10 protein-coding genes are annotated in these 12,391 nt (G+C 73.5%); 5 read left to right on the top strand and 5 right to left on the bottom strand.

What is annotated here, in order from left to right; translation table 11 throughout:
* Positions 1-46: 46 nt before the first annotated feature.
* From OEIGOIKO_RS38995 to OEIGOIKO_RS38985, 3 genes are all read right to left on the bottom strand, one after another.
* Positions 47-850 (bottom strand): ATP-grasp domain-containing protein, encoded by an 804-nt coding sequence (locus OEIGOIKO_RS38995; protein WP_125058005.1) that lies wholly within the window; start codon positions 848-850, stop codon positions 47-49.
* The gene (locus OEIGOIKO_RS38990; RefSeq protein WP_125058004.1) at positions 847-1,713 is read right to left on the bottom strand and encodes an ATP-grasp domain-containing protein; all 867 of its coding nucleotides are present in this window, start codon (positions 1,711-1,713) and stop codon (positions 847-849) included. Before OEIGOIKO_RS38990 ends, OEIGOIKO_RS38995 begins: the two co-directional genes overlap by 4 nt.
* Positions 1,714-1,937: 224 nt before the next feature.
* Positions 1,938-2,918: an MBL fold metallo-hydrolase gene (locus OEIGOIKO_RS38985; RefSeq protein ID WP_246177852.1), complete on the bottom strand. Its 981-nt coding sequence runs from the start codon at positions 2,916-2,918 to the stop codon at positions 1,938-1,940.
* A gap of 179 nt (positions 2,919-3,097) precedes the next feature.
* Between OEIGOIKO_RS38985 and OEIGOIKO_RS38980 the strand changes: the two genes are divergently transcribed.
* The 5 genes from OEIGOIKO_RS38980 to OEIGOIKO_RS38960 all read left to right on the top strand — a co-directional run bounded on the left by OEIGOIKO_RS38980 (position 3,098) and on the right by OEIGOIKO_RS38960 (position 10,280).
* The gene (locus tag OEIGOIKO_RS38980; RefSeq protein WP_125059538.1) at positions 3,098-3,973 is read left to right on the top strand and encodes a LysR family transcriptional regulator; all 876 of its coding nucleotides are present in this window, start codon (positions 3,098-3,100) and stop codon (positions 3,971-3,973) included.
* Between the two features lie 175 nt (positions 3,974-4,148).
* Positions 4,149-6,917: an AfsR/SARP family transcriptional regulator gene (locus OEIGOIKO_RS38975; protein ID WP_125058003.1), complete on the top strand. Its 2,769-nt coding sequence runs from the start codon at positions 4,149-4,151 to the stop codon at positions 6,915-6,917.
* Positions 6,918-7,142: 225 nt separating this feature from the next.
* Positions 7,143-8,462, top strand: coding sequence for an FAD-dependent oxidoreductase (locus OEIGOIKO_RS38970; RefSeq protein ID WP_170251977.1), 1,320 nt, complete (start codon positions 7,143-7,145; stop codon positions 8,460-8,462).
* The gene (locus OEIGOIKO_RS38965; protein WP_125058001.1) at positions 8,459-9,769 is read left to right on the top strand and encodes a phenylacetate--CoA ligase family protein; all 1,311 of its coding nucleotides are present in this window, start codon (positions 8,459-8,461) and stop codon (positions 9,767-9,769) included. Before OEIGOIKO_RS38970 ends, OEIGOIKO_RS38965 begins: the two co-directional genes overlap by 4 nt.
* Complete coding sequence (locus tag OEIGOIKO_RS38960; protein WP_125058000.1) at positions 9,750-10,280, top strand: hypothetical protein; 531 nt, start codon at positions 9,750-9,752, stop codon at positions 10,278-10,280. The genes OEIGOIKO_RS38965 and OEIGOIKO_RS38960 overlap by 20 nt, the downstream gene beginning before the upstream one ends.
* On the opposite strand, the gene OEIGOIKO_RS38955 is transcribed toward OEIGOIKO_RS38960, so the two are convergent.
* On the bottom strand, positions 10,235-11,188 hold the full coding sequence (locus OEIGOIKO_RS38955) for a DUF5995 family protein (protein ID WP_125057999.1): 954 nt from the start codon (positions 11,186-11,188) through the stop codon (positions 10,235-10,237). The two genes, OEIGOIKO_RS38960 and OEIGOIKO_RS38955, sit on opposite strands and share 46 nt — an antisense overlap.
* A 150-nt stretch (positions 11,189-11,338) precedes the next feature.
* The gene (locus tag OEIGOIKO_RS38950) at positions 11,339-11,713 is read right to left on the bottom strand and encodes an STAS domain-containing protein (protein WP_125057998.1); all 375 of its coding nucleotides are present in this window, start codon (positions 11,711-11,713) and stop codon (positions 11,339-11,341) included.
* Positions 11,714-12,391: the final 678 nt, after the last annotated feature.

Here is a 12,391-nt window from a genome sequence, read left to right as displayed (position 1 = left end):
CCATCGGCCGCCCGGTACCGTCAAGCGCCCCGCCCCGTCGGCCCCGTCAGGCGTCCGACGCCCGCACGGCCCGGCGCAGCGCCAGTTCTGCCAGGGCCTCCGGGGCTCCGGCCTGTCCCCTGATGCCGGGAAAGGCGTTGATGTCCACGATGAGCGGCGCGCCGTCGCCCGCGTCGATGACGTCCACGCCGTAGACGTCCAGCGCGAAGACCTCTCCGACCCGGCGCAGCAGGCCCGGCCAGCCGGCCGGCAGGGCGTCGGGGGCGAGCGGCCGGTCGGGACCCCGCCCTTCGGGTGAGAGTTCGGAGCGGCGCAGGGCGGCGAAGAGGCGGCCGTCGACCGCCCAGAGTTTGTGGTCCCACCCGCTGTTCGGGACGAACTTCTGGACCACGACCGGCTCCTGCGGCCGAGTGGCGGCGAGTTCGCGCAGCTGCGTGTCGTCGTCCAGGCGGGCCACCAGGTCCCGCTTACGGCTGTGCCGGCTCTTGACCACGACCGGGCCGGGCAGTCCCGGCCCGTCGGCCAGCTCCGCGAGGGTGGTGAAGGTACGGGTGGGTACGAATGGAAGACCGGCTCGCCGGGCGTGTTCCGCCATCGCCGTACGGTCCTGGCACAGCGTGGTCGCCGCGGCACTGTTGACCACGGGGACACCGCGCCCCTCCAGGGCCCGGGCGAGGGCGAGGGCCCGTGGCGTACGGGACTTCAGCAGGTAGACGTCAGCGGGCCGCTCGGGAGCTGCGTCCACCGCGTCCGGGTCCAGCGTCTCCACCCGGTGCTCGGCGGTGAGCAGGGCGGTGGTGGCGGCCAGCACGGGATGGCCTGGATCGCCCGAAACGAGGCCGATTCTCATGCGCTCTCCCCGGCCGTCGCGGGCACGTGCACCGGGGCCGGGACCGGCGCCCGGCCACCACCGGCCAGCCCGAGTACGGCACGCGCCACCCGCGCCACCGCGTCCGGCACCTGCCGGAAGCTGGGGAAGTCGTTCACGTCGACCACCACCGGGCCGTCGGGCCCCAGCAGGACGTCCACGCCGTACAGGTCGAGACCGTAGACCGCACCGACCTGCCCGGCGATCGCGGCCACCTCCGCGGGCAGCGGCACGCGGCGCTCGCGTACGCCGAGTTCCGGGTGCAGCGGGGAGCAGCGCTCGGTGGCGTAGAACTCGCCGTCGACGCAGTACACCTTCAGGTCGATGCCGGAGTTGGCGACGTACGGCTGGGCGATGAGCAGTCCCTCCCGCGCCAGTTCGGGGGCCATGGCGGCCATCCGGTCCGGGGACGCCACCAGGTGCACGGCCCGCCCCGAGCTGCCGTCGGCGGGCTTGACCACCAGCGGGTACTCCGACGCCGGCAGCTCCGCCAGCAGTTCGGGGCGGGCCGCGGCGTAGGTCGGCGGTACGGGGAGCCCACGGCTGCGGCCGATCGCCGCGGCCAGCGCCTTGTCCCGTACGCGCCGTATCGACCGGGCGTCGTTGACCGTCGTCAGCCCGGCCGAGGCCGCCGCTTCGAGCAGGGTGAGCCCCGGACCGCCGGAGACCGTCTTGAGCACCCAGGCGTCGTGCGAACCCGCCCGTACCGCCTCGGTCATGCGCAGCAAGGAGCCGCCGGGCCGCAGTACGTCCACCTGGTGCCCCCAGGATTGCAGCTGACGGATCACCTCGTTCGGCATTCCGTCGTGCCGGTAGTGTTCCTCCACCAGGAAGCAGAGCTTCATCGATCTTCCTTGTAATCCGCCGCGCCGGCCCGGCGCGCGTAGCGAGATCACAGGATGTCATGGCCGGTCGGCGGCGCTGTCCCCGGCGCCGGACCGGTCCGCTCCGCGGGCTTCGCGGTGGTGGGTGCCCGTAGGGGCCGCGTCACGGGAAGGGACGACGCCTGCGGCCGACCCTGGCAAGTCGGGGGCTGTGGGGGCTACGGGGAGGAAGCCGGGGCGCTGGGTCAGTGCCCGGCGGCGGCGCCTCGCCCGTGCTCCGCGTCGGCGTACTCGGAGCACAGGCAGCTCACCCCTTTCCCGATCCATTCCCGCCCGGACCACTGCGGATACCGCCGGATCATCAGCTCCGCGACCTCGTCGGCGATCGCCTGCCCGCCGACCGCCGCGTCGCGGCGTGTCCACGTCTCGTGCCGGAGCAGTTCGAGGTAGTCGCGCACGTCGGTGAGCAACTGCGGGCCGCCGACCGCGCCGTGGCCGGGCACCACGATCCGCGGGGCGCGGTCCGCCAGCCGCCGCACGACGGCGAGCCAGCGGGTGCCGGAGACGTCGGTGTCGTGCGGCGGAAACCACGGGAAAATGGCGAACTGTCCCGCTTCCACCAGGTCTCCGGTGAACAGCACGCCCGCATCGGGCACCTCGATCACCTGGTCGCCGCGGCTGTGCGCCCGGCCGGTGGCCCGGAGGCGCACCACCCGGCCGCCCAGGTCGAGGTCGTGGGCGTGGCCGTAGACACGGTCGGGCCGTGCCGGGACGACGCCCGCGAGCCGGCGCGCGACCGGCTCGCCCAGCTGCCGGAACATCTCCAGGTAGCCGGGCCCCCGCTCCCGCAGGTCCTCGGCCTGGTCCCGGTTGACCAGGTAGGTCGCCGCGCCGACGAAGACCTGCGCGCCGAAGGCGTGCTCGGGGTGGAAGTGCGTCGTCGTCAGGTACAGCCTGCGCCCCCGCGCGTAGTCGGTCGCGAACTCCCGTACCGCTTCGGCGTTCCGCAGACCCATCCCGGTGTCGACGACCAGGACCGCGTCCCGGCCGCCGATGACCCCGATGTTCGGCACGAGCGGCACCCCCTGGTCGGGGACGACCACCACGTCCCGGGCGATCTCCTGGGCCGCCGCGACGCGCACGGCGGGGTCCGGGAGCGTCTGCCCGGCCATGTCGGCCACCTTGGGCATCTCGGTCATCTCAGCTATTTCGGCCATTTCATCCATGTCAACTCCTCGACACGTGCGGCATATACGTCAAAAAGGGTCGCGTGAAGGCGCAGTACACCCGTACGTACGGCAGTACGCCTGCGCGGCTCCGCCACGACGTCGAGTTCACCGCCCGGCGCCCCACGGCGTCCAACACCGATCCCGTCCTCCCGATACCGCACGGGTATCGTTGCCGGATGGAGCTACGCGTGCTGCGCTACTTCGTCGCCGTCGCCGAAGAACTCCACTTCGGCAGGGCCGCCGTACGGTTGCAGATGACCCAGCCGCCACTGAGCCGGGCGATCCGGCAGTTGGAGGCCGACCTGGGCTGCGTCCTGCTGGACCGCTCCCCCGCCGGAGTCGCCCTGACGCCCGCCGGAGCCGTACTCCTCGACGAAGCCCGTACGCTGCTGGAGCGGGCCGATCAGGCACGCGTCAGAGTGGCCGCCGCGGCGGGGACGGCCACCCTCACCGTCGGCACCCTGGCCGACAGCGCCGGACAGGCCGGAACCCGGCTCGCCGCCGCCTACCGGGCCCGGCACCCCCACGTGGAGGTCCGCATCCGCGAGGCCGGTCTGACCGACCCGACCACCGGGCTGCGCGCCGGCCTGGTCGATGTGGCCCTGACCCGCGCGCCGTTCGACACCACCGGTCTCACCACCCACGTACTGCGGTCGGACCCGGTCGGCGCCGTCCTGCGCACCGACGACCCGCTCGCCGGGCGCGGCAGTCTGCGGCTCGCCGACCTCGCCGGCCGGCCGTGGTTCCGCTTCCCGGACGGCACCGATCCCGTGTGGGCCGCCTTCTGGGGCGGCCGGCACACCGCCCGCCGGAGCGGGCCCGTCGTACGGACCGCCCAGGAATGCCTCCAGTCCGTCCTGTGGAGCGGGACGGTGGGACTGATACCGCTGGGCCACCCCCTTCCCGAAGGGCTCACCGCCGACCCGCTGGCCGACATGCCGCCCAGTCACCTGGTCATCGCCTGGAACGGCGCCGACCCCGGGCCGCTCGTCCGCTCCTTCGTGCGCATCGCGACGGCGGCGTGGAACCACGGTGGCGCCGCCGCGGCCTGACGCCCGGGGCCGTCTGTCCAGGCCCGTCTGTCCAGGTCCGCTGCGCAGGCCCGCCGCCGGGTCCGCCACGCCCCATGGTCCATTTCCGGCCCCGGTGCCCCTTCTGGTACGCCCTCGACTCTTTGACCTCGTAAGATTCCCGCCGTAACGACTCGGTCAAGGGGAGAAGACGCTGATGGACTTCCGGCTGCTCGGGCCGGTGTCGGCCTTCTCGGGGGACGTGCCGGTGCCGATCGGACCTCCCAAGCGCCGGGCCGTACTGGCACTGCTGGTGCTGGCCGAGGGCGCGCCCGTGGGGGCCGAGCACATCATCGAGGCGTTGTGGGACACCCGCCCGCCGACCCACGCGCGGACCATCGTCTACGGCCATGTGTCGGCCCTGCGGGGGCTTCTGCACGCGGATCCCACGGCCTGTGTCGCCACCGAGAACGGCGGCTACGCGCTCCAAGCCGCGCCGGAGGCGGTGGACGTGTGGCGCTTCCGCGAACTGGTGCGCCGGGCCACGGACGGTTCCCCCGGCGAGGAGGCGGCCGCCCTGCTGCGGGAGGCTCTCGGGCTGTGGCGGGGCCGGGTGCTCGGCGGAACCGGCGACACGCGGCTGATGACCGCGGCGGCCGACCGGCTGGTGGAGGAACGGCTCGCCGCGCTGGAGCACTTCGCCGGGGCCCTGCACGCGTGCGGCCGAGGCCCGGAGGCCCTCGTACCGCTCCGGACAGCCCTCGAACGCCACCCGCTGCGCGAGTCGTTGGTCGCGGTCACCGTCCGCGCCCTGCACGACGCGGACCGCCAGGCCGACGCCATCGACCTCTACCACCGTACGCAACGCCTGCTCGCCCAGGAGCTGGGCGTCGACCCGGGGGCCGCGCTGTCCGAGGCGTACCTCGCCATCCTGCGCTCCCGGCCGGCCGTCGACCGGCAGCCGAAGACGCAGCGGGACGTGCCGGCGCCCGCACCCTCGGCGCCTCAGGCTCCACCCCACCAGCCCGCCGCCCCTGCCCCACTCACCGCCCCCGCTCCCTCCCCCGCCCCCGCAGACACTCCCCCGCCCCCTTTCCTGCTCCCCCGCGCCCCGGCCGGCTTCGTGGGCCGTACCGAGGAGTTGGCACGGCTCTCCGAAGCCGCGCAATCGGGCACCCCGGCCCTGTGCGTGGTCACCGGCCCGGCCGGAGTCGGCAAGACCTCGCTGGCGGTCCACTGGGCGTACACGTACGCCGGTGACTTCCCCGGCGGCATCCTCTACGCCGACCTGCACGCCACGGAACCGGACGGCACCGGCCCGCAGCCGGCCGGTGTCCTGCACGACTTCCTCCAGGCGCTGGGCATCCCGGAGGAACGGCTGCCCGCCGACGCCCGTGCCGCGGAGCAGCTGTACCGCTCGCTGCTCACCGGCCGCCACGTCCTCGTCCTGCTCGACAACGCGCGCGACTCGGCGCAGGTACGTCCCCTGCTGCCCGGTACGCCGGGGTCCACCGCTCTGGTCACCAGCCGCAACCGGCTGGAAGGACTGGCCGCCACCGACTGCGCCCGGCTGCTTCCCCTGGAGCGGCTGGCGCCGCCGGACGGTGTACGGGTCCTGCGCACCGTGATCGGCGAGGTCCGGGTGGCCGCCGAGCCGGTCGCCGCGGCGGAACTGTCCGCCCTGTGCGACGGCCTGCCGCTGGCGCTGCGGCTGGCCGCGGCCCGGCTCGCCGCACGGCCCCGCCTGTCCCTGCGCGCGATGGCGGACGATCTGGTCGACGAGCACCGGCGACTGTCGCTGCTGTCCAACGAGGATCTCGGGGTCGAGGCGACGCTGCGCCTGAGCGTGCAGCAACTGCCGCCGGCCGGCGCGCTGCTCTTCCGTCAGCTCGCCCTGCACGTCGGGTCCGAACTCGACAGCGGCGCCGCGGCGGCGCTCAGCGGCCTGCCGCCCGCCGAGGCACGCGCCGCCCTGGACGAGCTGGCCGCCGCCCACCTCGTCGAGGAGTGGACCGGCGACCGGTACCTGATGCACGACCTGACCAGGCTGTACGCGCGTTCCGCCGTGGCGCGGGCCGACACGGCCGGGCTGCACCGGCTGCTGGTGCACTACCTGGCCGCCGCCCAGGCCGCGGCCGCCGCGGCCGAACCCGGCAGCCAGCCCTGCTGCACGCTGCCCCCGGGTGTGACGCCACCCGCCGCAATACCGGTCTTCGCCGGCCGCGCCGACGCGATGGCGTGGTACGTCACCGAGCGCGCCAACCTCACCTCGGCGGTGGCCGCCGCGGCCGACGCCGGGCACCCCGAACTGGCCTGGCGGATCGCCGTCCAACTGTGGCCGCTGGTCGTGCGCCAGGTGCACGACGGCTGGGAACCGGCCCTCGAACGTGCCCTGGCCGCCGCCACCGCGCTCGACGACCCGGACGCCGAGTCACGGCTGTGTTCACTGCTCGGCTGGGTCCTCACCGAGAACGGGCAGCACACCGCGGCGCTGGAACACCTGTGCCGCGCACCGGACCTGGCCGTACGGGCCGGGGACCCGCGCGGTCAGGTGATCGCGCTGATCAACTGGGCGGCCGCGCTGGAGCACGTCGGCGATCTGTCCGGCGCCGGAACCCGGCGGGAGATGGCGGCCCGGATGGCGCACGCCCTCGACCACCCGCACACCGAGTCCCTGTCCCTCTACCACCTGGCGGCCCACTGCCTCGCCGTCGGCCGGCCCGACGAGGCGATCACCCACTGCCGTCAGGCCCTCGCGCTGGCCCCTGAAGAACAGTCGGACGAGCGCCGGGCACTGCTCCTCGACACCTGCGGCAAGGCGCTGCAGGCCCTCGGGCGCGACAGCGAGGCCCGGCGCTGCTTCAGCGAGGCCGCGGCCCTCGCCGGTCCACCGCTGCCGGTGGACGGGGCGGCCGCCGGACAGGGCGGCGTCGCCCTGGGCGGCGGGGGCGCCCCCGGCGGGAACCTCCGCGTCGTCGCGAGCTGACCACCCGGTTCCGGCAGGACCGGTCCCGGCAGGGCCCAGGGAGCACCGGCCACCTCTCCGCACTCACCTGTCCAACCGTCAAAACGGAACCTTGGATTACCACAGGGCGCACCGTAGGTTTCTTGTGCCTTCCGATGCGCGGCGGCTGCTGAAATCACCTGCGGCTTCCGCTTCAGGCCGATGCTTCCGACGGTTCCGTGCCACGGCACGGCAGGGGGAATGCTCATGTCTTCCGGATCGAGACGTCCGGACGTCTGTGTCGTGGGAGCGGGACCGGTCGGTCTCACCACCGCTCTGGGACTGGCGGCCGCGGGGGTCGGCGTCACCGTCCTGGAAAGCGCTCCGGACATCGCCGCGTCCTCCCGCGCTCTGGTCCACCAGAGCCACACGCTGGAGGGTTTTGCGCGCCTCCAGGTGCTCGACGCCGTCCTGCGTGCGGGAACGCCGCTGCGTGCCCGGGATTTCGTGGTACGCCGCACGGGCGAGCGCATCCGTCATCCCACGCCGGATCTCCGTACGGGCTCCGCTCCGGCGTACAACCTGATCCTGCGCCAGGACGGGCTCAGCCGCATCCTCCTCCGGCAGCTGCTCCGCTTTCCGGACGCCGAGGTGAAGTTCGGCTGCGCGGTGGACACGGTGCGCCAGAACGGCGCATCGGTACGCGTCGGCTACACGCACGAAGAGGGCCGCGGACAGCTCGAAGCGCGCTGGGCCGTCGGCGCGGACGGCGCCCGCAGCACCGTACGGAAAGCCCTCGGTGTGGAATTCGAGGGGTTCACCTGGCCGGAACGCTTCGTCGCCACGGACATACGCTATGACTTCGCGGCGCACGATTACGCCGACGCCAATTTCGTCATCGATCCGGACGACGGGGCGATCATCGTCCGTATCGATTCCGGAAATCTGTGGCGGGTGGCCTGGACGGAGTCCGCGGCCCTCCCGGAAAAAACCCTCCCGCGACGGCTGGCGGACTTCTTCGCGCGCAGCCTTCCCGGGCCCCGGCCACGGAATTACGACCTGGTCGCGCACGCCCCGTACCGCGCCCACCAGCGGACCGCCGAACGGTTCCGCGTGGGCCGGGTCCTGCTGGCGGGCGACGCCGCGCACGTCACCAACCCGACCGGCGGCATGGGCCTGACGGCCGGGCTGCACGACGCCTTCCCGCTGGGCGAGGCGCTGGCCGCCGTCCTTCTCGGGCAGTGCGGTGAGGACGTGCTGGACCGTTACGCCGAGGCCGGCCGGGCCGCGTTCCTGACCCGGTTCTCGCCACTGGCGACCGACCTGAAGCGCCTCGTCTTCGACACCCGTGACCCCGCGCGGCTCGCCGAGGCCCTCGCCCCGCTCCGCCGGCTGGCGGCCGACGAGGAGCTACGGCGCTCCCGGGCCACCGCGCTCCGCTCGGTCCTGCCGCTCTCGCTGCTGGACGACGGGCGGGCCGCGGGCCGGCTCCGCCCGGACCTCGGCGCAACAGCCGCAAGCCCCCTTGAGCCGCAGGGACACGCGGGCCACCACTCAGGACCACAGGAGAGGCAGACAGCAGAATGACACCGACGCAACCGGCGTTGTCCCGGAGGTGGAGCGGCTTCGAGGAGCTCCACGCGCTCCAGCGGGAACGTATCGGCACGGCTCTGTGCCAGGCCGCGCACTCCCCCTTCTACCGGGACAGGTTCCGCCTGCGCCAGGGCGGGACGATGCCCGGCAGCCTCGCCGACGTCCCGGTGACCACCAAGGACGACCTGCGCGCCGCCTACCCGTTCGGCATGCTGGCGGTGCCGCGGGAGCGGGTCGCCACCTACCACGAGTCCAGCGGGAGTTCGGGCCGGGCGACCTCCTCGTTCTGCACCGAGGACGACTGGGTGGACATCGGTGAGCGCTTCAACCGGATGCCGGCCGGCATCGGCCCCGCCGACACCCTGCTGGTGCGCATTCCGTACGCGATGGTGCTGGCCGGGCACATCGGGCACTTCGGCGCCCGGGCGAAGGGCGCGACCGTGGTGCCCGCCGACAGCCGCAGCTTCGCCACCCCGTACGGACGCGTCGTCCGGCTGCTGCACGACCTCGGTACCACCCTGACCTGGTCCAATCCGACCGAGCCGCTCATCTGGGCCGCGGCGGCCCGCGCCGCCGGGCTGGACCCCCGCACCGACTTTCCGCACCTGCGCGCGCTCCTGGTCTGCGGCGAGCCGCTGAGCGAGGCGCGCCGCGAGCGGCTGGCCGAGCTGTGGGACGCGGCCGTGATCGAGGACTACGGCGCCACCGAGGTCGGACCGCTCGCCTCCGCCTGCCGCCACGGGCGGCGGCACTTCTACGCCGACCGCGTGGTGCCCGAGGTCCTCGACCCCGCCACCGGCGAGATCACCCCGGACGGTACCGGCGACCTCGTCATCACCCCGCTGTACCGCGAGGCCATGCCGCTGCTCCGGTACAACCTGGAGGACACCGTCCGGCTGAGTCACGAGCCGTGCCCCTGCGGCAGCTGGCTGCCCGTCATCCGGCTGGCCGGCCGCGCGACGCAGGCCTTCGACGTCGCGGGGCGGCAGGTCTCCCAGTTGCAGCTGGAAGAGCTGGTGTTCCGCCTGCCTGCCGCGTACGGCGTGCTGTTCTGGCGGGCGCGGGCCGAGGCGCGACGGCTCGTCGCCGAGGTGGAGGTGGCGGACGCGTACGCCGCTGACGCCTGCGCCGAGCTGGCCGCTGCCGTACGGGCCCGGCTGGGCGTGGACTGCGCGGTGGCGCCCGTGCCGCCGGGCACCTTGATGCCCGACGAGGTGCTGTCCGCGCCCGGCGACGTGCTCAAGTCCCGCAGCCTGTTCGGCCCCGACGAGGACTGGTCCCGTGGTCTCCTCTACTACTGATTCCGCCCCGGCCCCGGCGTACGGCCTGGCCGCGCTCCCCTCGTCCACCCGCATCCTCCTCACCGGGGACGGCGCGACGACGGTCATGCTGGAAGCGCTGCTCGAAGTGCCGCTGCGGGTGCGGGTCGTCGCCCAGCGGGTGGTGGACACGGCGGCGGTGCCGCCCGCGGTCCGCCGGGCCCTCGCGGCCGAGCGGATGCCTTGGCTCCTGGAGCGGCTGTCCGAACTGGTCGACCCCGCCGGACGGCCGGTCAGCCGCAACCGTGTCGTCTCCGCGGTGGCCGCGACCGGCCAGCTGCCGCCGCCGACGGATCCCACACCCCTCGGTGTGCGGCTGCGCGAGGAACGCCGCGCACAGCACCGCGAATTGCTGCGGTGCGGTGTCGGGCACGCGCCCGAGGCGCCGCAATTCGGCCGGTGCGCCTTCAAGGAATACGTGATCAGAAGCCCGGACCGGTATCCGGTCTATGTCGCGGAACGGTTCAATCCGGCCGTGGTGGGCGTGGCCTGACCGGCGGTCGCCTCGGGACGGGGTGTCTCGGCGCGCGTTCCCGGAGCGCCGCGGTGGTGGGCGCGGCAATACGCGTCGCGCACGGCGCGGTATCCGGGTACGTGCACGGTGTTCAGCAGCAGCGCCCAGCGGGCCGCGTTCGCCTCGATCCGCCGTTCGACGGCGCGCCGGGCGGCGGGCGTGGTGGCCGCGGCGAGCTGCTGCGCGTAAATCCACGCCTGCTCCCGCCAGATGCGGAAGAGCCGGCCGGCGGTGTATCCGGCGATGGGATTCCACCGGGCGTCGGCCAGGGCCAGCACCGGGTCGTAACGGCGGGCGATCTCCTGGACCGCGGGCGCGTACGCGCGGTCCAGGACCGTCTGGAAACGCCGGTAGTCGGCCTTGTGTGACGCGCCGCCGGGACGGGTGAGCCCGACAGCGGCCAGCACGTAGGGCATGTCCCGCTGGATGTGCGCGTTGGCGCCGAGCAGGACGTCCTGGCCCGCGTTCACATCACCGGTGCGCGCGGCCTCGAAGGCCGTCTTCCACGCCTGCGGAACCGGTCGTCCCTGCCGGTCCGCGTGGTAGGCGTCCAGATACAGGCTGACGAAGCCGGTGTTGAGGTCTCCGGCCAGCCAGTCCGGGTCGTCGAAGGAGCCCGGCTTCGCCGCGGCCGCTTCCAGGGCGCGTTCGAGCTGGACGTAGATCACGGGGAAGGGCGCCCGGTGGTCGCATCCCAGTCGGTCGCGGAGCCGGGTCAGGGTCCGGCGTGCTTCCTGGACGCATCCGACCACCGGCCCCTCGCAGGAAAGGCGCCGGACGTCGTCGCGCGGTGGTGGTGCGGCGAGGGCCGGGCCGCCGGCCAGGAGCGCGGCCCCCGTCACTGCCGCGGTGGACAGCTTGAAGAATGCGCCACGCTCAGCGGCCATGCTCCCCCGCCTCCTTGTCGCCCGCCCGATACGTCTCTCCCCTCTACCGAACGACCCGGTGCGACAAAGGTCACGGCGAGGGGCTGCCGGGGAGAAGGCCGGCCTGGCGGCCGGAAAGGTGCGGGCGGAACGGTCAGGAGCCGGGGCGGTTCACGAGGCGCCGGCTTCGCCTCCGCGGCGGCGCGCGGCGAGGGCCGCGGCAGCGGTGGGATAGGCCGGCAACAGGGTGTCGAGACCGGTGATGTTCAGCAGGCGGGCGAGCCGGCCGGAGACGGCGGCCAGGCTGAGGGTGCCGTCCGCCTCCTGCGCGCAGCGCCAGATCGCCACCAGGGCGTTGAAGCCGGAGGAGTCGCAGAAGGAGACGGCCTCCAGGTCCAGGACCAGGTGCCGGTGTCCGCGTCCGATCAGGTCCAGGGCCTCGGCGCGCAGGGCGGGCGCGGTGGTCAGGTCGAGATCGCCGGCGAGGGCGGCCAGCGCGAGGTCGCCTTCGGCGCGCCGGGTGGTCAGGCGGAAGATGTCGTTCACGGTCGGTTCTCCGGCTTCCGCCCGGAGGGGCGAGGCGGGGCGGGTCAGGGACGCCGTCCATGGTGACACCGGCCGCGGGAGCGGGCCGGCCGGTGCGGGCGGCGAGGAAGCCGAGCAGCCCCTCGCCGCCGAGCATAACGCCGCCTCCGGTGCCGGCCGTGGCGGGCCGGTCCGCCCGAAGACGCGGTCAGCGGCTCATTTTGGTCATCTCGAATGGCCGGTTCTGCACGAGTTGACCAAAAGTGGCGTGCTGTCGGTGGCGTGAACCGGGGGTCGCAACTCGGCCGCCCCGCCGGTGTCCAGTGGGTGAGACGGCGCCGCCCGGCACCCCTGCGGACGCCCTCACCGCAGTTCCGGCGCCGTCACAGGATCATCACACGTCCTCTACAACCTCTGCATCGAACGAACCCGGCGTACCGCCCCAACCATGTCATGCACGGGCAAATGAGGTCGACCGGCGCCGGCGCGGCGGCTTTTCTTGATGACCGGAACCTTTCGTTGACAGTCCGGAAATGCGGTCTCTACTGTTACGTGCAAATTCCGGCTCTACCCCTCCTTTCAGCTCATAGTGAGCGGACACAATCCGTTCACCGTTTGCACGTGCGCATGTTTTCTGTCGTTTGCCGATCAGGTTCGCGCCTTTTCGCGGCCTGAAGAGACAGCTCGAACGCAGCAATC

This window comes from Streptomyces paromomycinus (genome assembly GCF_003865155.1).
Taxonomy (GTDB): domain Bacteria; phylum Actinomycetota; class Actinomycetes; order Streptomycetales; family Streptomycetaceae; genus Streptomyces; species Streptomyces chrestomyceticus.
Note: the sequence above shows the minus strand (reverse complement) of the source record. Positions and strands in the feature narration are given on the sequence as shown.

What these genes read in the sequence shown, in the direction of transcription:
- OEIGOIKO_RS38995 (WP_125058005.1), bottom strand. Translation starts at nt 850, where the DNA reads ATGAGAATCGGCCTCGTTTCGGGCGATCCAGGCCATCCCGTGCTGGCC.
- OEIGOIKO_RS38990 (WP_125058004.1), bottom strand. Translation starts at nt 1,713, where the DNA reads ATGAAGCTCTGCTTCCTGGTGGAGGAACACTACCGGCACGACGGAATG.
- OEIGOIKO_RS38985 (WP_246177852.1), bottom strand. Translation starts at nt 2,918, where the DNA reads ATGGATGAAATGGCCGAAATAGCTGAGATGACCGAGATGCCCAAGGTG.
- OEIGOIKO_RS38980 (WP_125059538.1), top strand. Translation starts at nt 3,098, where the DNA reads ATGGAGCTACGCGTGCTGCGCTACTTCGTCGCCGTCGCCGAAGAACTC.
- OEIGOIKO_RS38975 (WP_125058003.1), top strand. Translation starts at nt 4,149, where the DNA reads ATGGACTTCCGGCTGCTCGGGCCGGTGTCGGCCTTCTCGGGGGACGTG.
- OEIGOIKO_RS38970 (WP_170251977.1), top strand. Translation starts at nt 7,143, where the DNA reads ATGTCTTCCGGATCGAGACGTCCGGACGTCTGTGTCGTGGGAGCGGGA.
- OEIGOIKO_RS38965 (WP_125058001.1), top strand. Translation starts at nt 8,459, where the DNA reads ATGACACCGACGCAACCGGCGTTGTCCCGGAGGTGGAGCGGCTTCGAG.
- OEIGOIKO_RS38955 (WP_125057999.1), bottom strand. Translation starts at nt 11,188, where the DNA reads ATGGCCGCTGAGCGTGGCGCATTCTTCAAGCTGTCCACCGCGGCAGTG.